This window comes from Humibacillus xanthopallidus (assembly GCF_006716675.1).
GTDB classification, from domain to species: Bacteria; Actinomycetota; Actinomycetes; order Actinomycetales; family Dermatophilaceae; genus Humibacillus; species Humibacillus xanthopallidus_B.
The window spans coordinates 1327692-1352875 of the sequence record NZ_VFPM01000001.1 but is presented as its reverse complement, the minus strand read 5'-3'; the positions used below and the strand labels follow the sequence as shown (position 1 = coordinate 1352875).

Genomic DNA, 25184 nt, shown 5'->3' with positions numbered 1-25184 from the left:
CTCAGCTGCGAACGAGGCGGGCGATCGCGTCGGCCGCCTCCCTGATCTTGACCTGGGCGGCCTCGTCGGACTCCCGGGCGGCGTCGACGACGCAGTGTGCGACGTGGTCCTCGAGCAGGCCGAGGCTCACGGCCTGCAACGCCTTCGTGATGGCGCTCACCTGCGTGAGGATGTCGATGCAGTACGTGTCTGACTCGACCATCTTCTGCACCCCGCGCACCTGACCCTCGACGCGCCGGAGCCGCTTCAGGTAGTCGTCCTTGCTGCCGGTGTATCCGGGCATCGCCACCTCCTCGTCTGTGCCAACAGCATACCCCTATGGGGTATTCCCGTCGTCATGGGCAGCGAGGAAGTCGGCCGCGAGCCGCTTCGGCGCCTTGGCCAGCCAGGCGTCCGTGACGACCTCGCGCAGCTCGTCGAGGGTGAGCCGCCCGAGGTCGCGCTCGAGGAGCAGCACGGCGTTGTAGCCGTTCCAGTGCGGCGTCGTGAAGAACGGGGTCTCCGGGTCGCCGACGAGCGCCTCCTTGTCCTCGGCGGTGCAGGAGAAGGCCATGACGTCGTCGTAGGGCTCACCCGTGGCCGGGTCGAACGCGTCCTTCCGCGGCACCCGGAAGAAGGCGAACGTCTTGCCCCGCACCTGGTATGCCGGCCGGCCGGGCGCCGCGGGGTCCGCCGGGTCTCGCGTCACCTCGGGCAGCCCGAGGGCGAGCTCCTCGACGTCGGTGACCCTGGCCTTGCGCGTGCGTGCCATGCCTGACGACGGTAGCCCGCCGGACGGCATACCGCGACGGATCGGAGGGTGTGTCTCAGACGAGGTAGTCGTCGACGAGACGGCTGGCGAGGGCGGTGTAGGTCTGCGGCGTGAGGGCGACGAAGCGCGCCTCGACGTCGGCGGGCAGCCCGAGCCCGCGCACGAACTCCCGCAGGTCGTCACCGTCGATGCGCCGCCCCCGGGTCAGCTCCTTGAGCCGCTCGTAGGGCTCCTCCATGCCGGTGACGCCCTGCGCGCCGAGGGCCCGCATCGCCGACTGGATGGGCTCGCCGAGCACCTCCCAGTTGGCCTCGAGGTCGGCGGCCATCCGCTCGGGCACGGGGTCGAGCCCGGCGAGGCCGCGCGCGACGTTGTCGAGCGCGAGCAGGCTGTGGCCGAAGGCCGTGCCGATGTTGCGCTGCATGCTCGAGTCGGTGAGGTCGCGCTGGAGGCGGCTCTGCACGAGCGTGCCGCCGAGCACGTCGAGCAGGGCGTTGCTCACCTCGAGGTTGGCCTCGGCGTTCTCGAACCGGATCGGGTTGACCTTGTGCGGCATCGTCGACGACCCGACGGTGCCCTGGCCGCGCACCTGGGCGAAGTAGCCCATCGAGATGTAGGTCCAGACGTCGGTGCAGAGGTTGTGCAGGATGCGGTTGAAGCGCGCGACGTCGGCGTAGAGCTCGGCCTGCCAGTCGTGGCTCTCGATCTGGGTTGTCAGCGGGTTCCACGTGAGCCCGAGTCCTTCGACGAAGGCCTTCGACACGGCAGGCCAGTCGACGTCGGGCAGCGCGAGCGCGTGGGCGCCGAAGGTGCCGGTCGCCCCGTTGAACTTGCCGAGGTACTCCTGCCCCTCGATGCGGCGCAGCTGCCGGCCGAGGCGGTGCGCGAGGACGGCGAGCTCCTTGCCCATCGTCGTCGGCGTGGCCGGCTGGCCGTGGGTGTGGGCGAGCAGCGGCACGTCCTTGAGGGCGCGCGCCATCTCGGACACCTGCGCGACGAGGGCCTCCGCCGTGGGCAGCCACACCTGCTCGACGGCGCCCTTGACCATGAGGGCGTAGGACAGGTTGTTGATGTCCTCGCTCGTGCAGCCGAAGTGGATGAGCTCGGCGAGGCCCTTGTCCTCGTCGGCCGGGGCGATCGCGGTGAGCCGCTTCTTGAGGAAGTACTCGACGGCCTTGACGTCATGGACGGTGACGCGCTCGATCTCGCCGAGCTCGGCGACCTCGTCGGTGCCGAAGTCGTCGACGACGGCGCGCAGGGCGGTGATCTCGTCGTCGGTCAGGGCCCGCACGCCCGGCACGACGCCGGTGCTCGTCTGGTGGATGAGCCACTCGATCTCGACGTGGACGCGCTGCCGGTTCAGCGCGGCCTCCGAGAGGTGGTCGACGAGCGGGGCGACGGCGCCGCGGTAGCGGCCGTCGAGCGCTCCGAGCGCGATGGGCGGGGTCGCGTCAGCGAGGGAAGCCATGCCCGCATCCTCCCAGAGGTCGCGGCCGCGTCCGTATGCCGTCCGCACCGCGGGTGCGCGGGCGCGGCGAGCCCGCCGGACGGCATACCCGCGGGGTGGGGTCAGGGTGGGCCGGGGTCAGGCGGCGCGGCGCTCGCGGGCCGACTCGACGCCCAGCTTGACGAGCGCGATGGGCAGCAGCAGCGTGACGAGCGCCGTGACGAGCCACACGATGAGGGTCGCGAGGACCCACGTCGCCGCGCCGCCCGAGATCGTCAGCGAGTCGGCGAAGAGGCTCGCGGCGAGCAGTGCGACGAAGGTGGCGATGAGTCCGACGCCGCCCAGCAGGGCGCGGGCGCTGCTCGCCGCGACCTTGGCGAGGAAGGGGGAGATGACGCTCTGGACGACGGTGTAGATGACGACGGTGAGGAGGAACCCGCTCGCCGTCACGCTGACGTCCTCGAGGATGAGGTCGGCCGCGATGAGGCCGATGGCGGCCGAGCCCAGGAAGATCGCCGTGCGCACGAGGAAGCGAATCATGCGGCGATCGTAGTAACCCGTCAGTCCTTCGGCAGGGGGTTCGACGGAGCCGGGTGCATGATCGAGAAGGTCTCGCCCTGGGGGCCGGCGACGACCGCCATGCGCCCGTAGGGGGTGTCGAAGGGCGGCTGCACGACCGAGCCACCCAGCTCGAGCACGCGGTCGGCAGCGGCGTCGCACGACTCGACGGCGAAGTAGACCATCCAGTGCGACGGCACCTCCGCGGGAGCCGCGGCCGGGATCTCGCCGATGCCGCCGATGGGCTGCCCGTCGTCGAGGCTCGCCACGCTGTAGTGGAAGTCGCCCTCGCCGATCTCCTGCAGGTGGTAGCCGAAGACCTCGGTGTAGAAGGTCTTGCTCGTGGCGTAGCTGCGGCTCATCGTCTCGGCCCAGCAGAGCGCGCCCGGCTCGCCGACGAGGTCGGTGCCGGTGTGCTGCCTGGCCTGCCACAGGCCGTAGGCCGCGCCGGCGGGGTCGGCGCCCACGGCGATGCGCCCGACGTCGAGCACGTCCATCGGCGGGAGGAAGAAGACGCCGCCGGCGGCGGCGGCGCGCTTCGTGGCCGCGTCGACGTCGTCGGTCGCGAGATAGAGGGTCCAGGCGCTCACCTGTCCCGGGTCGTCGGGGTTCTTCGCCATCGCGCCGGCGACGACGTGCCCGTCCTTGCGTGCCATGACGTAGCCGCCCGCCTCGGCGGGCAGGTCCTCGAAGGTCCATCCGAAGAGGGCACCGTAGAAGCGCCGCGCCACCTCGAGGTCGTCGACCAGGACGTCGGCCCAGCAGGGGGTGCCGGGCGCGAAGCTGTCGGGGTGGACGGGCATGGGGAGTCTCCTCGGGAGATCAGTCGAGGTCGGGGACGAGGATCGAGAAGACCTCGCCCTCGGGACCGCTGAGGACGGCGCCGACGCCGTAGGGGCCGTCGAACGGGCCCTGGATGAGGGTGGCGCCGAGGTCGAGTGCCTTGGCGAGCGACGGTACGACGTTGTTCGTCGCGAAGGACGCCACCCAGTGGGGCGGGATCTCGCGCGGCCACTCGTCGTCGATCTCGGCGAGGCCGTAGGCGGGGTTGCCGTCGCCGGTGTGCGCGGTGGCCCAGCGCGGGCCGCCCTCCTCGGTCTCGTCGGTGAACTCGTGCCCGAAGACGCGCATCTGGAAGTCCTGGACGCGGTCGTAGTCACGCGTCAGCAGCTCGTTCCACGTCAGCGACCCCGGCTCGTCGAGCAGGCCGCTGCCGGGGAGGTCGCCCGGCTCCCAGACGCCGAAGTAGGCCCCGCCGGGGTCGAGGGCGATGAACGTGCGGGCCAGCGCCCCGATCGGCACGGGGCGGCCGAGGGTGCGGCCGCCGTGGGCGTTGATCGCGGCCTCGGCGACCTCGATCTGCCCGACGCGCAGATAGGTCGTCCACTGGCTCGCGATCGGCGCACCGACGGGCTTGCGGCTGATGCCGGCGATGGGGTGCCCGTCGAGCAGCGCCATCGTGTAGCCGCCGGTCGCGGCGTCGCCGGCCAGCCAGCGCCAGCCGAAGAGGCCGGAGTAGAAGCTCTGGGCGCGCTCGACGTCGCTGACGAGCAGGTCGACCCAGCAGGGGGCGCCGTAGGGGTAGTCGGGCACGGTGAGGTTGAGGTCAGGCATGGTGTCGAACGTGTCGGGCGGGTCTGTCGCGTCGCTGGTGTGGCATGAGGTCAGGCGTGGTCCGTCTCGATCTGGCCCCTGATGTGGTCGAGGATGCCACGGCAGGCCGCCTCGACCTCGGTGAAGCACCGCAGGAAATGTGCCTCGTCGCCGTACCAGGGGTCGGCCGTCTCCAGGGTCCCTGCGGCGACGGCCTCCGGGTCGAACTCTCGCACGAGGTGGATCTTCGCCCGGTTGTGGGGGGTGCGCGCGAGCCGCTGGAGCACCCGCACGTGCCCTTCGTCCGAGGCGAGCACGAGGTCGAGGTCGGCGAACTCGTCGGGGTCGAACTCGCGTGCGCGGTGCCGGGATCCGTCGTAGCCGTGCTGCGCGAGCACGGCCACGGTGCGGGGGTCGGCGTGCTCGCCGACGTGCCAGTCGCCGGTGCCGCTCGAGGTGACGAGGACGTGGTCGTGAAGCCCCGCCTCCGCGACCATCCGCTGGAGGATGACGTGGCCCATCGGCGACCTGCAGATGTTGCCGCTGCACACGAAGGTGACGTGTAGGGGGCGCGGCAGCATGGACCCCATTCAACACCTCCGATCGGGAGGTATCGGTCGTTCGGAGGCACCCGTTGTCGGTGCTCCCTGCAACGGTGGAGGCATGACGACGACAGCAGGCGCTGCCACCCCCGCCGAGCTCGAGGCCCGCTTCTGCCTCCTCGCCGCCGCGGGCGACCTCGACGGGCTGACGAGGCTGTATGCCGCCGACGCCGTCGTGAGCCTGCCGCGCGGTCGCGAGGCCGCCGGGCACGCGGCCATCCGCACGGCCTTCGCCGAGGCCCTGGCCCGCGGTGTGCGGTGGGCCGAGCCCGACAGCATCCGGGTCATCGACTCGGGCACGCTCGCGATGACGTCCTCGACGAGCACGGACGGCGTCGTCGGCACCCAGGTGGCGCGCCGCGAGCCCGACGGCGGCTGGGTCTGGGTGCGCGACGGGTCGCACCTGCGGGGCCCGGCGGTGGCGGACCTGCTGGGCGCGGCCTGAGCGGGGAGGCGTAGTTTGCGTCGGTGAGCGCCGAACCTCCCGACCCCGTGCAGACGGGGTCGCCACCTCGGGAGCCCGGGCCGCCGCCGGGGGCCCGGTCGTCGCACTTCGTCGACCTCACGCCACTGCGCGAGAGCCCGGCGTTCGCCCGCCTCTGGTTCGGCAACACCCTCGCCGGCATCGGCACCTTCGTGACGAACACGGCTGTCGGGCTGCACATCTACGACCTGACCCGCTCGACCTTCATGGTCTCCCTCGTCGCCTGGTTCTCGCTCGTCCCGATGATCGTCGCCGGGCTCTACGGCGGTGCGATCGCCGACCGCTTCGACCGGCGCACGGTCGCACTGCTCGCCTCGCTCGTCGCGTGGGCCTCGACGGTGAGCCTCGCGCTCATCGCCTGGGCGCACGTCGAGGCGGTCTGGGCCTTCTACGTCATCACGACCGTCAACGCCGTGGCGGCGACGATCGCCTCGACGACCCGGCAGGCGATCACCCCGCGGCTGCTGCCGGCGTGGCTGCTCCCCAAGGCGGCGGCGCTCGTCGGCATCTCGGGCGGCCTCATGGTGACCGTGGGCCCCGGCGTCGCCGGCGTGCTCGTCGCGCGGGTCGGCTACGCCTGGACCTACACGGTCGACGTGCTGCTCTTCCTCGCCGGGTTCTTCGGCCTGTGGACCCTGCCCCGCATCAGGCCGGAGGGTGGGCGGACCCCGGCGGGCGGCATACGCTCGGTGCTCGACGGGCTGTCGCACCTGCGCCGCGCGCCCAACATCCGGATGAGCTTCGTCGTCGACCTCATCGCGATGACCTTCGGCCAGCCCATGGTGCTCTTCCCCGCGGTCGGCGCCGTCCTCATCGGGGGTGGGCCGGTCACCGCGGGCCTGCTGCTCGCGTCCTTCGCCGTCGGCGGCATCCTCTCGAGCCTCGTGTCGGGCCAGGTGACCGGTCTGCGGTGGCAGGGGCGGGCCATCCGCAACGCCATCGTCTGCTACGGCCTCGCCATCACCGGCTTCGGCGTCGTGCTCGCCTGGGTGACGCTCGGCGGCCACGCCGTGCAGTCGATGGACTTCGCCGACGTCAACGGGCCGGCGCTCCTGCTCGCTGCCGTGGCCCTCGCGATCGCCGGCGGCTCCGACAACATCAGCTCGATCTTCCGGCAGACGATCCTCCAGACCGCAGTGCCCGACCACCTGCGCGGGCGCACCCAGGGCGTCTTCACCGTCGTCGTCACGGGTGGCCCGCGGCTCGGGCAGATGTTCGCCGGCACCCTCGCGACGCTCACGGCGACGTGGGTTCCCTCGCTCGTCGGCGGAATCCTCGTCGTCGTCCTCGTCTGGGTGACGGTCGCGCGCGTGCCCTCCTTCCGCGACTACGACGCCCTCGACCCTCGTCCCTGACCTGCTCGCGTGGTCTGATCAGGCCGAATGGCCGTCGTACTGCTACGGTTCATAGCGGTTGCCGTTCCGGTCCCTCCACTCGGGACTGTGCACGACTGAGCCCCGGGCGACGTTTTCGCCCGATGTGCTCGCCGTGGTCATCGGCGGCCTGAGGTCTCCACACGGGAGAGCTCGCTGACAAGAAGAGGCAACACCAGTGGCAACAGGCACCGTTAAGTGGTTCAACAGCGAAAAGGGCTTCGGCTTCATCGAGCAGGACGGTGGCGGCGCTGACGTCTTCGTGCACTACTCGGCCATCGACAGCGGCGGCTACCGCGAGCTGCAGGACGGCCAGAAGGTCGAGTTCGACGTCACGCAGGGCCCGAAGGGCCCCCAGGCGGAGAAGGTCCGGGTCATCTGACCCAGCCAGACATCTCGGGACGACGTCCCGTCAGGATCCCCCGGCCGATGGCCGGGGGATCCTGCATTTTCCCGGGTCTTTGTCGGGTCTTTGTCCGGGTCGGTCAGGCGTCGGGGTAGCCGTGCGGGTTGGCGCTCTGCCACCGCCACTGGTCGACGCACATGTCGTCCATCGTCTTCTCGGCGCTCCAGCCCAGCTCGCGGTTGGCGCGGCTCGGGTCGGCGAACGACTCGGGCAGGTCGCCGGCCCGCCGGGCGACGACCTCGTAGGGCAGCTCGCGGCCGACCGCGCGCTCGAAGGCATGCAGCACCTCGAGGACACTCGTGCCGTGGCCCGTGCCGAGGTTCCACGTCGACACCGGGTCGTCGACCTTGCCGAGCCGGTCGAGGGCGGCAAGGTGCCCGGCCGCGAGGTCCTCGACGTGGATGTAGTCGCGCAGGCAGGTGCCGTCGGGCGTCGGGTAGTCGTCGCCGAAGACGAGCAGCTTGTCGCGCCGCCCGACCGCGACCTGCGCGATGAACGGCATGAGGTTGTTGGGGATGCCCTGGGGATCCTCGCCGATCGTGCCGCTGACGTGGGCGCCGACCGGGTTGAAGTAGCGCAGCAGCGCGATGCGCAGTGTCGGGTCCGCGGCCGCGACGTCGCGCAGGATCTGCTCGATCATCACCTTCGTCCACCCGTAGGGGTTGGTCGCGGCCGTCGGCATGTCCTCGACGAGCGGCGGGGTGTTGTGCCCGTAGACGGTCGCCGACGAGCTGAAGACGAGCTTCTTGACCCCGTGCCGGCGCATCGCGCGCACGAGCGAGAAGGTCGAGACGAGGTTGTTCTCGTAGTACTCGAGCGGCAGCTCGACGCTCTCGCCGACGGCCTTGAGCCCGGCGAAGTGGATGACCGCGTCGATGTGCTCGTTCGCGAAGAGGTGCTCGGTCTTGTCGTGGTCACGCAGGTCGAAGGAGTGCACCGGCAGGTGGGTGTCGGTGAGGGCCTCGAGCCGGTTGACGACGCTCGGCTTGCTGTTGCCGAAGTTGTCGACGATGAGCACGTCGTGCCCTGCCGCGACGAGCTGGACCACGGTGTGCGAGCCGATGTAGCCGGCGCCGCCGCTGACGAGTACGCGCATGGTGCTCACCCTAGCGAGGCGGGGCCCCGCCGCGTGCAGTGCCTCAGGCGGGCGAGAAGCCCGCGAAGGCGAGCACCAGCAGCGCGAACGGCGCGGCCACGAGGAGGATCGAGGCGGCATACATCAGTGTCGAGGCGACGGGTGCGGGCAGGCCGGCCACCCGGCCACCCTCGAGCAACTCGATGCGCGCCTTGGCGGCCGCAGTGCTCTCGCGCATCGCCATCGCCCCGGCAGGCCTGGGGCCGTCGGCCATGCCGACGATGGCGCGGGCGGTCGTCACGACCCCGGCCCGTCGCACGGCCGCACGGTCCGCGAGCACCTCGATGAGCAGGTGCACCTCGCGCAGCGCGGTCGAGGAGCGCACGAAGCGCGGCACCGCCTCGTGCACGACGGTGAAGAACTCCACGACGAGGTCGTGCCGGGCCGCGAGGTGGGCGCGCTCGTGGGCCATGACGGCTTCGAGCTCGTCGGGCGTGAGGCGGTCGATCGCGCCTTGGGTGAGCACGACGCGGCGCCGCACGCCGGGCAGGCAGTACGCCGTGGGGGTCGTGTGCTCGAGGACGCGCGTGTGGCCGTCGCCCTCCATCGCGAGCAGGTCGACGAGCTCGCGGTGGCGGCGTCGCACGGCGCGCAGGTTGCGCCCGACGCGGTCACCGGAGACGAGCAGGCGCACCGTGACGATGCCGGTGGCGAGGGCGGCCAGGGCGAGCACGGGCCAGCTGTCACGCAGGCGAGGCGCCGAGCCGACGATCCAGGGCACTGCCGCCGGTGCGGCGAAGAGAGCCGCGAGCACCGCGGCGACAGCCGTCGACTGCCACAGCACGAGTGCGGCTCGGGGGCCGCGTCGCACCGTCGTCACGCGCGCGAGCAGGCGCGGCACCGGCCACGCGAGCAGCAGCGCCAGGGCGACGAGGGCGACGACGAGCACGGCTCAGGTGGACGTGGTCGCGCGAGTGCCGGCGGAGTTGCGGGCCTCGAGCTCGGCGAGGGCCGCGCGCAGCTCGTCGATCTCCTCGGGCGTCGACTCGTCGAGGAAGTGCAGCAGCGCCGTGCGACGGGTGTCTCCGGCGAGCTCGCCGAGGGTGTGGTGCAGCGTCTCGGAGGTGAGCTCGGCACGCGACGACGCGGGCGTGTAGCGCCACGCGCGGCCGTCGCGCTCGCGGTCGACGAGGCCCTTCTTCGACATCCGGTCGAGCACCGTCATGAGGGTCGTGTAGGCGAGGCCTCGCTCGAGGCCGATGCGGTCGTGCACCTCTCTGACCGTGAGGCCGTCGGGGTGGGCCTCGTGGGTCGTCCAGAGCTCTTCCATGACGGCGCGCTCGAGGTCGCCGAGGCGGTTGCGGGGAGTGCTGGGCATGGTGTGTCCAATCTACCGACGTGGAGGGTCGGCTTGGTGCGGGCTGGGGCCGGGGGCGGCCGTCGCCGGGGGTGCAACGGGGGTCAGGGCTCGGTCCGGTGTCGACACTGGGTGGCGCATGGGGAGAGACCTCTCGAAGAGATCTACCCCCTCGTCACGGTGCGTCACCATGACCAGCGTTCGAGGAGGCTCGGATATGCCCGCGACGCGCGTGAGATCGGCCACGACGGAGCGGGCCGTCGGCGGGTCGAGGTGTGCGACCGGCTCGTCGAGCAGCACGACCGGTCGACGGCTGAGCAGGGCGCGCGCGATGCCGAGCCGGGTGCGCTGGCCACCCGAGACGCCGCGTCCGCCCGAGCCGAGCACGGTGTCGAGCCCGGCCGGCAGGTCGGTTGTGAGCGAGGCGAGCCCGGCATCGGCGAGAGCCGTCTCGATGGCGGCGTCGTCGGCGTCCGGGGCGGCCAGGGCGAGGTTGGCGCGCAGGCTCGTGGCGAAGACGTGGGTGTCGTCGTCGACGACGGCGATGTGGCTGCGGGCGCTCTCGAGCGGCAGCGTCATGACGTCGACGTCGTCGTGGAGGTAGGTGCCGGCGACGGGGTCGAGGTGTCGGGCGAGCACGGCGAGCAGGGTCGACTTGCCGCTGCCGTTGGGGCCGGTGATCGCCAGGGTCGAGCCGGCCGGCAGGTCGAGGTCGGTGGGGGCGAGGTCGGTGCGGTCGCCGGTCCACGACGCGGTGACGCCAAGGGTGCGCAGGTGCAGGCCGTCGTCGAACGGGGCCGCGGCGGAGGCGTCGGGGCTCGGGGCGGTGCCGTCGGCGGGCGCGGTGTCGCGCACGGCCGGGGCGAGGTCGAGCAGGTCGTCGATGCGCCGCTCGCTCTCCTTGGCCCGGGCGAGCGCGCGCATGGCGTCGACGAGCGGGGAGATGGCATCGGAGACTGCCACCGGGGTCAGGGCGAGGAGCGCCTTGACCGGCGCTGCGACGTCGAGGCCCTGGGCGATGACCGCCACGACGATCACCGCAGCGCCGACGGCGACGAGGAAGAGCGCCGCCGCGGCTGCCCGGCCCTGGCTCACCCGGCGGGTGACGCGGGCCAGCGTCGCGTGGGCGGCTTCGAGCCAGCCCAGGGCGGTGGACCACCCGCCGACGGCGCGCAGCTCGAGCGCCTGGGTCGCCATCAGCTCGCTGACCCTCGTGACCTCAGCCCGGGCGCCGAGCAGGTCGGCGAGCGAGCGCGACTCGAGGTGCTCGGCCAGGGCGCCGATCGCGGCGACGACGAGGGCGAGGACGGTGAGGACGAGACCGACCGGGGGCGCGATGACGGTCGTGATGCCGATGACGAGCGCCCCGGCGACGAGGGTCGAGATGACGGGCACGGTGACCCGAACCTGCGCGTCGACGGCGTCCGTGAGGTCGTCGACGACGCCTGTCAGCACGTCGGAGCGACGCCGCCGGCCGAGGCGCGCGGGAGTCAGCGGGATGAGCCGGGCGTATGCAGTCGTGCGCCTCTCGGCGAGCAGCTGCAGCGCCGCGTCGTGGCTGACGAGACGCTCCCAGTAGCGGAACAGCGGTCGGGCCATGCCGAAGGCCCGCACGGCGACGATCGCGGTGAGCAGGGTGAGGATGACGGGCATCTCGGCGGCGCGCACGATGAGCCAGCCCGAGGTCGCCGTGAGGGCCATGCCGGATGCCGTCGCCAGGCCCCCGAGCAGGCCACCCTTGGCGGTGCCGGCCGTCGGCCACCACACCGGCCGCCGCGGGCGGCGCCGGTTCTCTCCCTCCCCGATTCGAGGTGATGCCGACACCGACGTGGGGTCCGCGGTCACCTCGACCCGGGTGTTGTGTGGGACAGAGACCTCCGCGGTTCGAGGTGATGCCGGCACCGACGTGGGGTCCGCGGTCACCTCGAGCCCGGGGGTGGTGGGGGAGACGAGGTGGAGGTGCTGGTCGGCGTGGTCGAGCAGCTCGTCGCGGTGCGTCGCGGCGATGACGACGCGCCGCTCCGCCATCTCGGCCACGAGCCGGGCGAGCAAATCCGCCCCCTCGGGGTCGACGTGCGCGGTCGGCTCGTCGAGCAGCAGGAGTGTGTCGGTCGAGAGCCAGGCCCGCGCGAGGGCAAGGCGCTGGCGCTGACCGGCCGAGAGCCCGAAGCCGTCGTCGCCGATCGTCGTCGACAGTCCCTGGTCGAGGGCGGCCACGACCCCGTCGACCTCCACCGCCCGCAGGGCCTCCCACAGCTCGGCGTCGGACGCGGGGTGGCCGAGCGTCAGGGCGTCGCGGATGGTGCCGGCTCCGAGGAAGGGCCGCTGGGTGACGTAGTGGCAGGGAGGCGCGCCGACCGTGCCGGTCGTGGGCTGACGCAGACCCGCGATGACGTCGAGCAGGGTCGACTTGCCGACACCGGACTCACCGGTGACGACAGTGAGTCCGGGCCCGGCCACGAGGTCGAGGTCACGGATCACGGGAGGCGACCCCGCGGCATACGTGAAGGTCACGCCGTCGAGGCGCACCCCACAGTCCCTCACGCCGTCGTGGGAGGAAGGACGCGGGCTGGGCCGTGAGGCGGCTGGCGTGAGGTGGGTGAGGATCTCGTCGAGGGCGACGGCTCCGTCGGCGGCGGAGTGGTACTCCGCCCCGACCCGGCGCACCGGCCAGTAGGCCTCGGGGGCGAGCAGGATGGCGACGAGGCCCGGCCCGAGCTCCATCGACCCGTGCGACAGCCGGAGGCCGACCGTCACCGCGACGATGGCGACCGAGATCGTCGCGAGCAGCTCGAGGGCGGCGGAGGAGAGGAACGCGATGCGCAGCGTCTCCATGGTCGACACGCGGTGCCGCTCGCTGACGGCTCGCACCGTCTCGATCTGACGGCGGGCGCGACCGTAGCCGACGAGCGTCGGCAGCCCCCGCACGACGTCGAGGAAGTGGCCCGAGAGGGCGGCGAGGGCCGACCAGCGACGCTCCGTCGACTCGGCCGTCGCCTTGCCGATGAGCGCTGCGAAGACGGGCAGGAGCGGCAGGGTGAGGATGACGACGAGCGCGCTCGGCCAGTCGACGACGAGCAGCGTGCCGATGGCGAGCACGGGCACGACGGCGGCGGTCACCAGCGTCGGGAGGAACTTGGCGGCATACGGCTCGACGGCGCTCGCACCGCCGGTGGCGAGCGCGACGGCGCGGGACGGCTCAGGGCGCGAGCTCTCGTCGAGCGTGCCCCACCGGCGCAGCAGCGCCGACCGCAAGGCGGTCGACACGGCCACCCCGGACCAGGATGCCACCCACTCGCTGGCCCCGGCGAGAACCGCCCGCACGATGAAGATGACGCCGAGCCAGACGAGCGCCGTCGTCAGCGAGCCACCGCCGACGACGGCGACGATCACCGCAGAGATCGCGAAAGCCGTTGCGATCGTTGCAATCCCGGCCACCACGCCGAGCGCTCCGAGGGCAGCGACTGGCCTCCGGGCGGCAGGCACCGCCCGGAGGAGTCGCGGGTCGAAAGGCTTCACGCAGTGGCCTCGCTCGGGGTGTCGACGGTGATGCTCAGCGTGCTGCCGGCTCGAGCGGGGCGTCGTCCGGAATCACATTGGTGGTCAAGCGCTTCCGGAAGACCCAGTACGTCCAACCCTGGTAGATCAGGACGATCGGCGTGAAGATGAGCGCGACGATGGTCATCACCTTGAGGGTGTAGTCCGTGCTCGACGCGTTCGCGATCGTCAGGTTGTAGGCCGGGTTGGTCGTCGACGGCATGACGTTCGGGAAGAGCACGATGAAGTACGTCGCGACCGCCATGGCGATGGTGACAGCCGTCCCGATGAAGGCCCATCCCTCCCGCCCGGCACGGTTGGCCGCGATGGCACCCAGCAGGGCGACGGCCGCGACCGCGGTCGTGACCCACGAGGCGAGCTTGCCGTCGGCCAGGCCGATCCACCCCAGCAGCACGACCGCGAGGACGGCTGCGACGATGCCGACGCGCTGGGCGACGAGGCGGGCCTCGTAGCGCACCTTCCCGTCCGTCTTGAGCGCGATGAAGATCGCGCCGTGGGTGAGGAAGAGCGCGACGAAGACGAGTCCACCGAGCAGGCTGATCGGGTTGAGCAGGGTGAAGAGGCTGCCGGTGTACTCCTTGTTCGCATCGATCGGCACGCCCATCACGATGTTCGTCAGCGCGACGCCCCAGAGCAGGGCGGGCACGAGCGAGCCCCAGAAGATCGCCTGGTCCCAGCGCGCCTTCCAGGCCGCCCCGGGTCGCTTGTGGCGGTACTCGAAGCCGAGGTTGCGCACGATGAGCGCGACGAGGATGAGCAGGAGCGGGAGGTAGAAGCCACTGAACAGCGTTGCGTACCAGTGGGGAAAGGCTGCGAAGGTCGCGCCGCCGGCGGTGAGCACCCACACCTCGTTGCCGTCCCACACGGGGCCGATGGTGTTGATGAGCACCCGGCGGCGCTTCTCGGCGTCCTCGGCGTCGGCGGCATACCGCTTGCCGCCGAGCACCGGCAGGAGCATGCCGACGCCGAAGTCGAAGCCCTCGAGCACGAAGTAGCCCGTCCAGAGGACACCGAGCACGATGAACCAGAAGGTCGCGAGATCCATGGTCGGCGTCCTCTCAGTAGGCGAAGACGAGGGGGGCATCCTCGTCGCGGTCGGCGGGGTCCTGCGGCTGCTCGAAGGGCTCGGCACCCTTGCGGACGTAGTGCAGGAAGAGCTTGATCTCGACGACGGCCAGGGCGCCGTAGAGGAGGGTGAAGACGGTCATCGAGGTGATGACCTCGCCCATCGAGACGCTCGGCGACACGCCGTTTGCGGTCGTCATGAGGCCGAAGACGATCCACGGCTGGCGACCGACCTCGGTGAAGATCCACCCGAAGGAGTTGGCGAAGACGGGCAGGAGCGGAGCGGCCACCGCGGCATACAGCAACCACTTGCCCGTGGGAGTGCGGTTCTTGCGGGTCGTCCACAGCACGGCCAGCGCGATGATCGAGGCGGCAGCGCCGAGACCGATCATGAGCCGGAAGCTCCAGTAGGTCGTCGGGATGTTGGGAACGTAGGCCGTGGCGAGGTCGGCGACCCGCGGGTTGCCGCTTGCTCCGTAGGTCTGGGCGTACTCCGCCTTGAGCTCGTTGATGCCCTTGACGGCACCGTCGAACGAGCCCGTGGCGAGGAAGCTCAGCAGGCCGGGGATCTCGATGATGGGCGTTGCGTTCTCGCCGTCGAGCGAGCCGATCGTCAGCACGGAGAAGGGTGCGCCGACGCCCTCGGGCACCGACTGGTAGAGGCCCTCGGCAGCGGCCATCTTCATCGGCTGCACCTCGGTCATGATCTTGCCCTGCACGTCGCCGGTGAGGATGACGCCGACCGCAGCGACGAGGCTGATGACCGCGCCGATCCGGGCGGCCTTGCGGTACATCGGGGCATCGCTCTTGGCGACGTCGGCGGGGGTGGCTGCCGCCTTGGCCTCACGTCGCATGAGGTACACGGCAACGCCCATGATGACGGCGGCGCCGGTCATGTAGGCGGCGAAGATGACGTGCGGGAACGTGACGAGCTGCACCTTGTTGGTGAGCACGGCGAAGAAGTCGGTGAGCTCCGCTCGGCCGCTCACCGGGTTGTACCTGTAGCCCACCGGGTGCTGCATGAAGGAGTTGGCCGACAGGATGAAGTACGCGGACAGCACCGTGCCGATGTGCACGATCCACATCGTCGCGGCGTGCAGCTTCTCGGGGAGGCGGCCCCAGCCGAAGATCCACAGGCCGAGGAAGGTCGACTCGAGGAAGAAGGCGAGCAGGGCCTCGATGGCCAGCGGCGCACCGAAGATGTCACCGACGAAGCGCGAGTAGTCGCTCCAGTTCATCCCGAACTGGAACTCCTGCACGATGCCCGTGACGAGGCCGAGGGCGAAGTTGATGAGGAAGAGCTTGCCGAAGAACTTGGCCAGTCGGAGCCATTCGGGCTTGCGCGTGCGCACCCAAGCGGTGTGGAAGACGGCGACGATCAGCGACATGCCGATCGTGATCGGCACGAAGAGGAAGTGGTAGACGGTCGTGATGGCGAACTGCCATCTGGCCAGGTCCGTGGCGTCCAAGGTGAGCTCCCGTGAGGGCGGCGCGAAACTACATGTCGTAGTAGATGCTAGCCGCTCGTTTCCGAGAGAAGTCACCACCTGTAGAGAGTTGTGTCACGCTCCGCCGAGCCCTAGTGTCCGGTGACGCAGCCACAAGCAGAGGAGCGCGATGGGTGACGTCACGGCGGGCATCTCCGTCGACCCGGACGGTCACGTACCGCCCTTCGAGCAGGTGCGCTCCCAGATCGCCGATCTCATCGTCACCGGGGGCCTGCTGCCGGGTGACCAGCTGCCTACGGTGCGCGCCCTTGCGGCCGACCTCGGCCTCGCCAGCAACACGGTGGCGCGGGCGTACAAGGCGCTCGAGGCCGGTGGGCTCGTCGAGGCGCACAGCCGTGCCGGCACCAGGGTGGCGACCGGCCAGCACACGGCCGAGGTGGTGCTGGTATCCCTCGCGGGCAAGTTCGCGGCGGCGGCGCACGGGGCCGGCCTCAGCGACACGCGCGCCATCGAGATCGTGCGTGCTGCACTCCGGGAGCAGTCCGACCAAAACCGCTGAGCCCCAGCGCGTTTCGCCGCCGATGAGGTATGGCGCCCGGCGGGGTATGCCGCCCGGCGGGCTCAGGCGTGACGCGCGGGCTGCTGCGTGGTCGGGCCGGCGGTCTCGATGAGTCGGGCGGGCACGGGACGGTGCAGCGGGTGGAGGAGGCGTGCGAACCAGGTGCTGCGCGGAACGCCCTCAGCACGCGGCGAGCGGTCGGCGCGAGCGTTGCGGGTCGAGCGGGTCTGTGGCGCAGGAGAACTGGGCCAGGCGCCGACCATGCGTGCGCCCTGAGGGGGAATCCTGCTCATGTCCTTCGCTCCTTCTGTGCTGTCGTGAGGTGCTCACGGGCGGGTGGGCCGCGCTCGTGCTCACAGGTCAGAGCGGCAGCCGTGGGCGGTGATACCGGGGCGACCGGACGGCATACCTCTGTGGCGGTTTCGTCCGATCGCCTGCTGTGGGGCTTTTGCCGGAGTACCGTCGCTGGGATCAGGACACGCACTCCTCGGGGGAGGCTTCGATGCCGAAGCGTCAGTTCGTATCCACCGGTCGCGGCAGCGCCCGCCGACTCGTCGGCAGGCTCGCGCGGACCCTGGTCGTCGCAGTGGCGGCAGCCGTCATCGCCACGACCGCGCTTGGTCCCGCCTCCGCGGCGGAAGATCCTTTCACCCCGGTCAGCCCGCAGAGCCCGGACTCCGAGGTCGACATCACCGGAACGCCCTTCACTGGCACGACCGTTGGCGGTTCGGTGCGCGGCTACGTCGACGCGCACACCCACCTCATGTCCGACGTCGGCTTCGGCGGCAACATCGTCTGTGGAGCGACCTTCAGCACCAACGGAATTGCCGACGCCCTCCGCGACTGCGACTACCACTACCCGACAGGTCAGCTCGCCCTGCTCGAGAACCTCACGAACAAGGAGGGCGGCGGCCCGCTCGACCCGCACGACCCTGTCGGCTGGCCCACCTTCAAGGACTGGCCGAAGTGGAGCTCGCTGACGCACCAGCAGATGTACTACAAGTGGATCGAGCGGGCCTGGCGGGGCGGCCTGCGGGTCATGGTCGCCGACGCCGTCAACAACAACGTCCTGTGCAGCCTGCCGACGCAGGTCAACCGCTACTCGTGCGACGACATGGACACCGTGCGTCGACAGATCGCCGAGACGAAGAAGCTCGAGGCCTTCGTCGACGCACAGTACGGCGGACCGGGTCGTGGCTGGTTCCGCATCGCCTACTCGGCTGACCAGGCGCGTGCCGCGATCGAGCAGGGCAAGCTCGCCGTCGTCCTGGGCGTCGAGGTGAGCAACCCCTTCGGGTGCAAGCTCACCCTCGGCATCCCCGGCTGCACGACGGCCGAGATCGACGCCGGGCTGACCGAGCTCCACGCGCTCGGGGTCCGCTCGATGTTCCTCTGCCACAAGTTCGACAACGCGCTCTGCGGGGTGCGCTTCGACGAGGGCACCCAGGGCGCGATCGTCAACGTCGGCAACTTCCTCAACACGGGGCAGTGGTGGCAGATCGAGCCGTGCCGCACGCCGCTGCAGGACCACACGGTGGCTCCCGTCGTGCTTCCGTCGGTCCTCTCGGGGCTCATCCCGCCCGGGGTGCAGCTGCCGGTGTATCCGCCCGGCCCGCACTGCAACCCGCGGGGTCTCTCCCCCCTCGGCGAGTACGCCCTGACCGGCATGATGCGCCGCGGCATGGTCGTCGAGGTCGACCACATGAGCGCCAAGGCGGCCGCCCGGACGATCGACATCCTCGAGACCGCGAACTACCCCGGCGTCGTGTCGAGCCACTCGTGGATGGACACCCACCTGACCGAGCGGCTCTACCGGCTCGGTGGCTTCGTCACGCAGTACGGCCACGACGCCGACGAGTTCGTCGACACGATGCAGACCGACGAGGCGCTGCGCGCCCGCTACGGCGTGGGCTACGGCTTCGGCATGGACATGAACGGCTTCGGCGGCACCCCGGCCCCCCGGACCGGATCGTCGGTCGGCTACCCCTTCACGACGCTCGGCGGCAGCAGCGCCGACCGGCAGGTCACCGGCCTGCGCACGTGGGACTACAACGCTGACGGCGTGCCGCACTACGGCCTCATCCCCGACTGGGTCGAGGACATGCGCCGGATCGGCGGCCAGCAGGTCGTCGACGAGCTCGCCCGCGGAGCCGAGTCCTACCTGCGCACGGCGCAGGCCGCCCAGACGTGGTCGCCGGCCCCCAACCTCGTGACCGGTCGCCCGGCGACGGCGAGCACCTACCAGTGGGACCTCTTCACCGACTACCGAGCCTCACGGGCCACGGACGGTCGCGGTGACACGCGCTGGGCGAGCGCCTGGAGCGACAACCAGTGGTGGCGCGTGGACCTCGGCTCGGTGCGTCAGGTCGGCCGCGTCGCCCTCTCGTGGGAGGCGGCGCACGCCAAGGCCTATCGCGTCGAGGTCTCGACGGACGGGTCGAGCTGGCGCACCGTCTCGTCGGTGACCGACGGCGACGGCGGTCTCGATGTCGCCGTCTTCACCCCGACCTCGGCTCGCTACATCCGGGTCGTCGGCGTGCAGCGCGCCACGCCGTTCGGCTACTCGATCTGGGAGGTCGGCGCCCAGGCCACCTGAGTGTCGCCCCTTCGGATGCGGTCCGAACGGCGCCCTCTCAGGACTTCGGCCGCTCGTCGACGATGCGGCGGGCCTTGCCGATCGAACGCTCGATGGACCCGGGCGCGCGCACCTCCACCCGACAGGTCGTGCCGATGTGCGTCTTGATGGCGTGCTCCAGCGTGCGCGCGATCTCGTCGCCGGCACCCGCCTCGAGGCGCTCGAGCGGCTCGACGAGCACGGTGAGCTGGACCATCCGGCCCGGCTGGGTGAGGACGCACTGGAAGTAGGGCGAGAGTCGCGGCTCCGCGAGCACGTGCTCCTCGATCTGGGTGGGGAAGACGTTGACCCCGCGGATGATCATCATGTCGTCCGTGCGGCCGGTGATCTTCTCCATCCGGCGCATCGACGGCACGGCGGTGCCCGGGAGCAGGCGCGTGAGATCCCTGGTGCGATAACGGATCACGGGCATCGCCTCCTTGGTCAACGACGTGAAGACGAGCTCGCCGGCCTCGCCGTCGGGCAGCACCTCCTCGGTGACCGGGTCGATGATCTCGGGATAGAAGTGGTCCTCCCAGATGTGCAGGCCGTCCTTCGTCGTCGCCGCCTCCTGCGCGACACCGGGACCCATGACCTCCGACAGGCCGTAGATGTCGACGGCGTCCATGCCCGTGCGTCGCTCGATCTCCTGGCGCATCGACTCGGTCCAGGGCTCGGCGCCGAAGATGCCGACCTGCAGGCTCGTCTCGCTCGGGTCGATGCCCTCCCGGACCATCTCGTCGAGGAGGCTGAGGAAGTAGGAGGGCGTCACCATGATGACCCGGGGCTCGAAGTCGCGGATCAGCTGCACCTGTCGCTCGGTCATGCCGCCGCTGACCGGCACGACGGTCGCCCCGAGCCGCTCGACGCCGTAGTGCGCGCCGAGCCCGCCGGTGAAGAGGCCGTAGCCGTAGGCGACGTGGATGACGTCGCCGCGGTGGCCGCCGGCGAGGCGGATCGAGCGGGCCATGAGGTCGGCCCACGTGTCGATGTCGCGCTTCGTGTAGCCCACGACGGTGGGGCGTCCGGTGGTCCCCGAGCTCGCGTGCACGCGCACGACTCGCTCGCGCGGCACGGCGAACATCCCGAAGGGGTAGTTGGCCCGCAGGTCCGCCTTGGTCGTGAACGGCATACGGCTCACGTCATCGAGCGAGCGCAGGTCGTCGGGGTGGAAACCCTTGGCCTCGAACGCTGCTCGATAGTGCGGCACGTTGGCGTATGCCGTCCGCACCGTCTCCTGGAGCCGCGCGAGCTGGGTGCCCCTCAGCTCCTCCACCGACATCGTCGGGATCTCGTGGTCGGGCAGGTGGGCGGTGCTGGCTGACTCCGTCGTCATGGCGCCCATTCTGCCCACAGTCGTGGGCCCGCAGTGCGCGGCCGTGCGGCAGGTGTCCTCCCGGCTGGGCCGCGCGGCGACCCGTCCACGGCCGAGAGGCCACCTCGTGTGGCACGAGGTGGCCTCTCGGCGAACCCGGGAACTGCTCTCAGACCCGGGGCGGGGTGACTCGGGCGCTGCTTCACGCCTCCGCGTCGGCCGCCGCGTCCGCGGCGGCGGCGTCGGCCGCAGCCTCTTCGTCCTCGGTGCGCATCCGCTTGAGGAAGGACCTCGTGCGCTCGTGCTGCGGGTTGTTGATGACGTCGGCCGGGCTGCCCTGCTCGACGACGACTCCGCCGTCCATGAAGACGACGTGGTCGGCGACGTCGCGGGCGAAGCCCATCTCGTGCGTGACGACGATCATCGTCATGCCCTGGTCGGCCAGGTCACGCATGACCTTGAGCACGTCGCCCACGAGCTCGGGGTCGAGTGCCGAGGTCGGCTCGTCGAAGAGCATGAGCTTCGGGTCCATGGCGAGGGCCCGGGCGATGGCGACGCGCTGCTGCTGGCCGCCTGAGAGCTGGGCCGGATAGGCCGCCGGCTTGTCGCCCAGGCCCACCTGCCGCAGCAGGTCGAGCGCGCGCTCGCGTGCCTGCTTCTTGTCCGTGCCCCTGACCTGGATCGGCGCCTCGCAGATGTTCTCGAGGGCCGTCATGTGCGGGAAGAGGTTGAAGCGCTGGAACACCATGCCGATCTCGCGGCGCTGCGCAGCCACCTGCTTGTCGCTCAGGTGGTGCAGCTGGCCCCCGTCGTCGCGGAAGCCCACGAGGTCGCCGTCGACCCAGATGCGGCCGCCGTCGATGCTCTCGAGCTGGTTGATGCACCGCAGGAAGGTCGTCTTGCCCGACCCCGACGGTCCGAGCAGGCAGACGACCTGACCGCGCTGCACGTCGAGGTCGATGCCCTTGAGGACCTCGTTGCCGTGGAAGCTCTTCATCACGTTGAGGGCCCGGACCAGGGGCTGGTCGTCACCCGTGCGCGTGCTGTCGCTCACCGTCATCACGCTCCTCCCGCCCCGGCCGGCCGGGCGAACCTCTTGTTGGTGGGCTTGGTGCCGAACCCGCGACCGAAGCGCTTCTCGAGGAAGTACTGGCCGACCATCATGACCGAGCCGATGAGGAGGTACCAGACCGTCGCCGCCACGAAGGCCGGCATGATGAGCAGCGTCCGGTTGCCGATTGCGCTCGTCTGGTAGAAGAGCTCGGTGATGATCGGGATGGCCGAGAGCAGCGAGGTGTCCTTGACCATCGCGATGGCCTCGTTGCCGGTCGGCGGCACGATGACCCGCATCGCCTGTGGCAAGACGATGCGCCGCATCGCCCTGCCACGGCTCATGCCGAGCGCGGCGGCCGCCTCCGCCTGCCCCTTGTCGACCGACAGGATGCCGGCGCGGGCGATCTCGGCCATGTAGGCCGCCTCCGAGAGGCCGAGGCCGACGATGCCGGCCAGCAGCGTGCTCGAGAACTGGTTGACGTTGAGCGTGAAGAACGTGAAGTCCTGCGACAGCCCGAGCCAGGACGCGAACTGCTGGCCGAACGGCACGCCGAAGTCGACCTTGCTGTAGAGGAAGCCGATGCCGCTTCCGATCATGGCCAGCAGCACGAGGCGCGGGATGCCGCGGAAGAACCACGTGTAGACGAAGGAGACGCCTCGCAGGACGGGGTTCGTCGACAGCCGCAGGATCGCGATGATGACGCCGCCGATGATGCCGATGACCATGGCGCCGATCGTGCCGACGATGGTGCCCTTGACGAGGCCCTCGAGCACCGGCGTCTGGACCATGATCTCGAACGCCTTGGAGAAGTCCCAGCGAGGGTTCGTGATGAACGAGCTGATCATCATCGCGATGAGGATCACGATGATGGCGAGCGCCACCCACCGGCCGGGGTGGGGGACCGGCCGGGCGTCGATGAGGCCCGGCCGGTCGTCCGTGCTCGGAGTCGTCACGGGTTGACGGCGAAGTTGTCGATCGCTCCGGCCTCGACGGCGTACTTCTGCAAGGCTGCCATGTAGCTGCCGTCAGCCTTGGCCGCGTTGAGCGCCTCGACGAGGAGGTTGGCGAAGTCCATCTGGTCCTTGGGCACGACGTAGCCGTAGGGCGCCGAGTCGTAGATGCTGCCGAGCGCCTCGAGCTGGCCCGTCTGCTTGACGGCATACAGCCCGACCGGCGAGTCGGCGAGCATGGCGACCGTCTTGCCGCTCACGAGGTCGGCGGTCACCTGGTTCTGGCCCTGCTGGACGATGGGGTTGATGGCCGGCTTGCCGGCGTCCGTGCACTTCTTGCTGCGTGCCGCGAGGTCGTCGACCTGGACGGTGCCCTTCTGGACCCCGACGGCCTTGCCGCAGGCGTCGTCGATGTTGACCTTCTCGGGGTTGCCCTTGGCGACGACCCACTGGGTGCCGGCGCTGTAGTAGCTCACCATGTTGACCTGCTTCTTGCGCTCAGGGTTGATGGTGAAGCTCGAGACGCCGATGTCGTACTTTCCGCCCGTGACGCCGAGGATGATCGTGTCGAAGCCCGCCGGCACGTACTCCGTCTTGAGGCCGAGCTTGGCGGCCACGGCGTTGAAGACGTCGACGTCGAAGCCGATGACCGTCTTGCCGTCGGCGTCGAGGAACTCGTTGGGGGCGTAGGTCGGGTCGGTGCCGACGACGATCTTGCCTGCCGACTTGAGCTTGGCGGGGACCTTGGCTGCGAGAGCCTGGTCGACGCCGCCACCTGCGGCGGCGCTGGTGCCGGCGGGGGTGCTTCCGGCGCCGGGGTTGGTCGACATGGAGTCCGAGCCGCACGCGGAGAGCGTGAGGCCGACGGCGACGACACCGGTGAGGGCGATGAGGGACATGCGACGCATGTTGAGGTCCTTCCGGGGCGAACAGGTCGTTCGAGAGGTGGTGGCGCGACAGTGCACCGTCCGAGTGGGGCCGATCCTGCCACTTTTCGGCAGGGGTGCCCACGGAAGCGACCGAACCGTTAGCGGACCCACAGGCCGCCCCGACACCCCTCCCCGCCACAGCGGGTATGCCGGCGGGCTGGGACCCGAGGCGGCGACCCGATTCGTCCGGTCGGGTGCGGCTCGGCTAGGCTGGTCACAGCGGCCCGCCCAGTTCTGCCTCGGGTCGCTTCTTCTAGGCCTGGCACTGCTACCGCGACTGCGGTCGCGCCGGCCCCGTCGATTCGCTCTTGCGCCGCGACCACGTCCACCGACGAACGAGTTCGCGCCGGGCAGAACGACCTCATCCAGCTTTGGGAGTACCCACCTGTGTCCACAGACACGACCTTTTCCGCCCTCGGCGTGCCCGCCGCTCTCGTCTCGATCCTCGAGGCGCAGGGCATCACCGCCCCGACCCCCATCCAGGCCGCGACGCTGCCCGACTCGCTCGCCGGCCGCGACGTGCTCGGCCGTGGTCGCACCGGCTCGGGCAAGACCTACGCCTTCCTCCTTCCGCTGCTCACCCGACTGTCGCAGTCGGGGCAGCGCCGCCAGGCCCGCCGCCCCCGCGCGCTCATCCTCGCCCCGACGCGCGAGCTCGTGACGCAGATCGACACCGCGATGGCGCCGCTCGCCAAGGCGCTCGGCCTCAACTCGCAGACCATCTTCGGCGGCGTCGGCCAGAACCCGCAGGTCTCGGGACTGCGCTCCGGCATCGACGTCATCGTCGCCTGCCCCGGCCGGCTCGAGGACCTCATGCAGCAGGGTCACGTCATCCTCGACGCCGTCGAGATCACGATCCTCGACGAGGCCGACCACATGGCCGACCTCGGCTTCCTCCCCGGTGTCCGTCGCATCATGGACAAGACCCCAGCCAACGGTCAGCGGATGCTCTTCTCCGCGACGCTCGACGGCGCGATCAACGTCCTCGTCAAGCGCTTCCTCACCAACCCGATGACGCACGAGGCGGACTCGGCGCAGTCTCCGGTCTCGACGATGGCGCACCACGTGCTCCACGTCGACAACGGCTCGCACCTTCCCGTCCTGCTCGACCTCACCGCAGCGCCGGGACGCACCGTCGTCTTCACGCGCACGAAGCACCGGGCCAAGAAGCTCGCCAAGCAGCTCAACGCCTCGGGAGTTCCGGCCGTCGAGCTGCACGGCAACCTCAGCCAGGGTGCCCGCACGCGCAACATGGACGACTTCCACTCGGGCCGCGCGCAGACGCTCGTCGCGACCGACATCGCTGCCCGCGGCATCCACGTCGACGACGTCGCGCTCGTCATCCACGCCGACCCGCCGGTCGAGCACAAGGCCTACCTCCACCGTTCGGGCCGCACCGCCCGCGCCGGCAACGACGGCACCGTCGTCACGATGATGCTCGACGAGCAGATGCGCGACGTCCGCGACCTGACCCGCAAGGCCGGCATCAAGCCGACGACGACGCGCGTCCAGCTCGGTCACCCGCTCCTCACGGAGCTCGCTCCCGGCGAGCGGTCGTATGCCGGTGGGCTCGTCCGCGAGGAGGCCCCCGCAGGCGCTCGCTCCGGCGGGGCACGCGGTGGCTCGGGCAGCCGGTCGGGTGGCGGTCGCTCCGGCGCCGCGACTGGCGCCGGTGCCAGCACGTCCGGTCAGCGTCGCGGCGGCTCCGGCCGCGGTGACGTGGCGGCCAGCACGTCGGGCCAGCGTCGCGGTGGCTCCGGCGCACCGCGCCGCTCCGGTGGTGGCAGCGCGACGGTCTACTCGACGAGCTCGGGTAGCAGCGCCGCCTCGTTCTCTGCGGGCACGCGGGCCGGCTCGCGCCGCACCTCCCGCTGACTCCAGCGCTCGACGGGCCCCGTCCGTCACGTCGAGTGCCCACTTCCCCACGCATCCCTCACGTCGAGTGCCCATTTCCTGACGTGGTCGAGCGTCGGAAAGTGAGCACTCGACTCAACCCCTCACGTCGAGTGCCCAGTTCCCGACGAGTTCTAAACGTCGGAAAGTGAG

Annotated in this window: 24 protein-coding genes; 6 read left to right on the top strand and 18 right to left on the bottom strand. The window is 70.7% G+C overall.

What is annotated here, in order from left to right:
• Position 1: 1 nt before the first annotated feature.
• From FBY41_RS05830 to FBY41_RS05800, 7 genes are all read right to left on the bottom strand, one after another.
• A complete protein-coding gene (locus FBY41_RS05830; protein ID WP_141842387.1) occupies positions 2 to 283 on the bottom strand; it encodes a metal-sensitive transcriptional regulator in 282 nt (93 codons plus the stop codon).
• 33 nt (positions 284 to 316) lie between these two features.
• Complete coding sequence (locus FBY41_RS05825; RefSeq protein WP_141842386.1) at positions 317 to 751, bottom strand: MmcQ/YjbR family DNA-binding protein; 435 nt, start codon at positions 749 to 751, stop codon at positions 317 to 319.
• A 55-nt stretch (positions 752 to 806) separates the two neighbouring features.
• Positions 807 to 2219, bottom strand: coding sequence for an adenylosuccinate lyase (purB, locus tag FBY41_RS05820; RefSeq protein ID WP_141842385.1), 1413 nt, complete (start codon positions 2217 to 2219; stop codon positions 807 to 809).
• Between the two features lie 117 nt (positions 2220 to 2336).
• Positions 2337 to 2738 carry a hypothetical protein gene (locus FBY41_RS05815; RefSeq protein ID WP_141842384.1) on the bottom strand — a complete coding sequence of 134 codons (402 nt, stop codon included), beginning with the start codon at positions 2736 to 2738 and terminating at the stop codon, positions 2337 to 2339.
• A gap of 20 nt (positions 2739 to 2758) precedes the next feature.
• Complete coding sequence (locus tag FBY41_RS05810) at positions 2759 to 3559, bottom strand: VOC family protein (RefSeq protein WP_141842383.1); 801 nt, start codon at positions 3557 to 3559, stop codon at positions 2759 to 2761.
• Between the two features lie 19 nt (positions 3560 to 3578).
• On the bottom strand, positions 3579 to 4370 hold the full coding sequence (locus FBY41_RS05805; RefSeq protein WP_185748908.1) for a VOC family protein: 792 nt from the start codon (positions 4368 to 4370) through the stop codon (positions 3579 to 3581).
• 50 nt (positions 4371 to 4420) lie between these two features.
• On the bottom strand, positions 4421 to 4930 hold the full coding sequence (locus FBY41_RS05800) for a low molecular weight protein-tyrosine-phosphatase (RefSeq protein WP_141842382.1): 510 nt from the start codon (positions 4928 to 4930) through the stop codon (positions 4421 to 4423).
• Between the two features lie 82 nt (positions 4931 to 5012).
• On the opposite strand from FBY41_RS05800, the gene FBY41_RS05795 reads away from it, so the two are divergent.
• The 3 genes from FBY41_RS05795 to FBY41_RS05785 all read left to right on the top strand — a co-directional run bounded on the left by FBY41_RS05795 (position 5013) and on the right by FBY41_RS05785 (position 7190).
• Positions 5013 to 5396: a YybH family protein gene (locus FBY41_RS05795; RefSeq protein WP_185748907.1), complete on the top strand. Its 384-nt coding sequence runs from the start codon at positions 5013 to 5015 to the stop codon at positions 5394 to 5396.
• A 23-nt stretch (positions 5397 to 5419) separates the two neighbouring features.
• Entirely contained in the window at positions 5420 to 6790 is a 1371-nt protein-coding gene (locus FBY41_RS05790; protein WP_375869856.1) for an MFS transporter, read from the top strand.
• A 196-nt stretch (positions 6791 to 6986) separates the two neighbouring features.
• Positions 6987 to 7190, top strand: a complete 204-nt coding sequence (locus FBY41_RS05785; protein WP_141824254.1) for a cold-shock protein — start codon at positions 6987 to 6989, stop codon at positions 7188 to 7190.
• 103 nt (positions 7191 to 7293) lie between these two features.
• On the opposite strand, the gene galE is transcribed toward FBY41_RS05785, so the two are convergent.
• The 6 genes from galE to FBY41_RS05750 are packed head-to-tail and all read right to left on the bottom strand — an operon-like array spanning position 7294 to position 15738.
• Complete coding sequence (gene galE, locus FBY41_RS05780; RefSeq protein WP_141842380.1) at positions 7294 to 8310, bottom strand: UDP-glucose 4-epimerase GalE; 1017 nt, start codon at positions 8308 to 8310, stop codon at positions 7294 to 7296.
• A gap of 43 nt (positions 8311 to 8353) precedes the next feature.
• Positions 8354 to 9238, bottom strand: a complete 885-nt coding sequence (locus tag FBY41_RS05775) for a M56 family metallopeptidase (protein WP_141842379.1) — start codon at positions 9236 to 9238, stop codon at positions 8354 to 8356.
• Positions 9239 to 9241: 3 nt separating this feature from the next.
• Positions 9242 to 9667: a BlaI/MecI/CopY family transcriptional regulator gene (locus tag FBY41_RS05770; protein WP_141842378.1), complete on the bottom strand. Its 426-nt coding sequence runs from the start codon at positions 9665 to 9667 to the stop codon at positions 9242 to 9244.
• A 12-nt stretch (positions 9668 to 9679) separates the two neighbouring features.
• Positions 9680 to 13165, bottom strand: coding sequence for a thiol reductant ABC exporter subunit CydD (cydD, locus tag FBY41_RS23780; protein ID WP_260439576.1), 3486 nt, complete (start codon positions 13163 to 13165; stop codon positions 9680 to 9682).
• A gap of 34 nt (positions 13166 to 13199) precedes the next feature.
• Positions 13200 to 14249, bottom strand: coding sequence for a cytochrome d ubiquinol oxidase subunit II (gene cydB, locus FBY41_RS05755; protein ID WP_141842377.1), 1050 nt, complete (start codon positions 14247 to 14249; stop codon positions 13200 to 13202).
• 13 nt (positions 14250 to 14262) lie between these two features.
• Positions 14263 to 15738, bottom strand: coding sequence for a cytochrome ubiquinol oxidase subunit I (locus FBY41_RS05750; RefSeq protein ID WP_141842376.1), 1476 nt, complete (start codon positions 15736 to 15738; stop codon positions 14263 to 14265).
• A 148-nt stretch (positions 15739 to 15886) separates the two neighbouring features.
• On the opposite strand from FBY41_RS05750, the gene FBY41_RS05745 reads away from it, so the two are divergent.
• On the top strand, positions 15887 to 16276 hold the full coding sequence (locus FBY41_RS05745; RefSeq protein ID WP_141842375.1) for a GntR family transcriptional regulator: 390 nt from the start codon (positions 15887 to 15889) through the stop codon (positions 16274 to 16276).
• A 62-nt stretch (positions 16277 to 16338) separates the two neighbouring features.
• On the opposite strand, the gene FBY41_RS05740 is transcribed toward FBY41_RS05745, so the two are convergent.
• The gene (locus FBY41_RS05740) at positions 16339 to 16569 is read right to left on the bottom strand and encodes a hypothetical protein (RefSeq protein WP_141842374.1); all 231 of its coding nucleotides are present in this window, start codon (positions 16567 to 16569) and stop codon (positions 16339 to 16341) included.
• Positions 16570 to 16778: 209 nt separating this feature from the next.
• On the opposite strand from FBY41_RS05740, the gene FBY41_RS05735 reads away from it, so the two are divergent.
• A complete protein-coding gene (locus FBY41_RS05735) occupies positions 16779 to 18872 on the top strand; it encodes a galactose-binding domain-containing protein (RefSeq protein ID WP_141842373.1) in 2094 nt (697 codons plus the stop codon).
• A gap of 37 nt (positions 18873 to 18909) precedes the next feature.
• On the opposite strand, the gene paaK is transcribed toward FBY41_RS05735, so the two are convergent.
• From paaK to FBY41_RS05715, 4 genes are all read right to left on the bottom strand, one after another.
• On the bottom strand, positions 18910 to 20226 hold the full coding sequence (gene paaK / locus FBY41_RS05730) for a phenylacetate--CoA ligase PaaK (RefSeq protein WP_141842372.1): 1317 nt from the start codon (positions 20224 to 20226) through the stop codon (positions 18910 to 18912).
• Between the two features lie 181 nt (positions 20227 to 20407).
• Positions 20408 to 21265 carry an amino acid ABC transporter ATP-binding protein gene (locus FBY41_RS05725; protein WP_141842371.1) on the bottom strand — a complete coding sequence of 286 codons (858 nt, stop codon included), beginning with the start codon at positions 21263 to 21265 and terminating at the stop codon, positions 20408 to 20410.
• Positions 21265 to 22212: an amino acid ABC transporter permease gene (locus FBY41_RS05720; protein ID WP_141842370.1), complete on the bottom strand. Its 948-nt coding sequence runs from the start codon at positions 22210 to 22212 to the stop codon at positions 21265 to 21267. Before FBY41_RS05720 ends, FBY41_RS05725 begins: the two co-directional genes overlap by 1 nt.
• Positions 22209 to 23117 (bottom strand): ABC transporter substrate-binding protein, encoded by a 909-nt coding sequence (locus FBY41_RS05715; protein ID WP_141842369.1) that lies wholly within the window; start codon positions 23115 to 23117, stop codon positions 22209 to 22211. Before FBY41_RS05715 ends, FBY41_RS05720 begins: the two co-directional genes overlap by 4 nt.
• Positions 23118 to 23525: 408 nt before the next feature.
• Here FBY41_RS05715 and FBY41_RS05710 point away from each other — a divergent pair, with 408 nt between their 5' ends.
• Positions 23526 to 25013 carry a DEAD/DEAH box helicase gene (locus tag FBY41_RS05710; protein ID WP_141842368.1) on the top strand — a complete coding sequence of 496 codons (1488 nt, stop codon included), beginning with the start codon at positions 23526 to 23528 and terminating at the stop codon, positions 25011 to 25013.
• Positions 25014 to 25184 lie beyond the last annotated feature (171 nt).

What these genes read in the sequence shown, in the direction of transcription:
- FBY41_RS05830 (WP_141842387.1), bottom strand. Translation starts at nt 283, where the DNA reads ATGCCCGGATACACCGGCAGCAAGGACGACTACCTGAAGCGGCTCCGG.
- FBY41_RS05825 (WP_141842386.1), bottom strand. Translation starts at nt 751, where the DNA reads ATGGCACGCACGCGCAAGGCCAGGGTCACCGACGTCGAGGAGCTCGCC.
- purB (WP_141842385.1), bottom strand. Translation starts at nt 2,219, where the DNA reads ATGGCTTCCCTCGCTGACGCGACCCCGCCCATCGCGCTCGGAGCGCTC.
- FBY41_RS05815 (WP_141842384.1), bottom strand. Translation starts at nt 2,738, where the DNA reads ATGATTCGCTTCCTCGTGCGCACGGCGATCTTCCTGGGCTCGGCCGCC.
- FBY41_RS05810 (WP_141842383.1), bottom strand. Translation starts at nt 3,559, where the DNA reads ATGCCCGTCCACCCCGACAGCTTCGCGCCCGGCACCCCCTGCTGGGCC.
- FBY41_RS05805 (WP_185748908.1), bottom strand. Translation starts at nt 4,370, where the DNA reads ATGCCTGACCTCAACCTCACCGTGCCCGACTACCCCTACGGCGCCCCC.
- FBY41_RS05800 (WP_141842382.1), bottom strand. Translation starts at nt 4,930, where the DNA reads ATGCTGCCGCGCCCCCTACACGTCACCTTCGTGTGCAGCGGCAACATC.
- FBY41_RS05795 (WP_185748907.1), top strand. Translation starts at nt 5,013, where the DNA reads ATGACGACGACAGCAGGCGCTGCCACCCCCGCCGAGCTCGAGGCCCGC.
- galE (WP_141842380.1), bottom strand. Translation starts at nt 8,310, where the DNA reads ATGCGCGTACTCGTCAGCGGCGGCGCCGGCTACATCGGCTCGCACACC.
- FBY41_RS05770 (WP_141842378.1), bottom strand. Translation starts at nt 9,667, where the DNA reads ATGCCCAGCACTCCCCGCAACCGCCTCGGCGACCTCGAGCGCGCCGTC.
- cydB (WP_141842377.1), bottom strand. Translation starts at nt 14,249, where the DNA reads ATGGATCTCGCGACCTTCTGGTTCATCGTGCTCGGTGTCCTCTGGACG.
- FBY41_RS05745 (WP_141842375.1), top strand. Translation starts at nt 15,887, where the DNA reads ATGGGTGACGTCACGGCGGGCATCTCCGTCGACCCGGACGGTCACGTA.
- FBY41_RS05740 (WP_141842374.1), bottom strand. Translation starts at nt 16,569, where the DNA reads ATGAGCAGGATTCCCCCTCAGGGCGCACGCATGGTCGGCGCCTGGCCC.
- FBY41_RS05735 (WP_141842373.1), top strand. Translation starts at nt 16,779, where the DNA reads ATGCCGAAGCGTCAGTTCGTATCCACCGGTCGCGGCAGCGCCCGCCGA.
- paaK (WP_141842372.1), bottom strand. Translation starts at nt 20,226, where the DNA reads ATGACGACGGAGTCAGCCAGCACCGCCCACCTGCCCGACCACGAGATC.
- FBY41_RS05725 (WP_141842371.1), bottom strand. Translation starts at nt 21,265, where the DNA reads ATGACGGTGAGCGACAGCACGCGCACGGGTGACGACCAGCCCCTGGTC.
- FBY41_RS05715 (WP_141842369.1), bottom strand. Translation starts at nt 23,117, where the DNA reads ATGCGTCGCATGTCCCTCATCGCCCTCACCGGTGTCGTCGCCGTCGGC.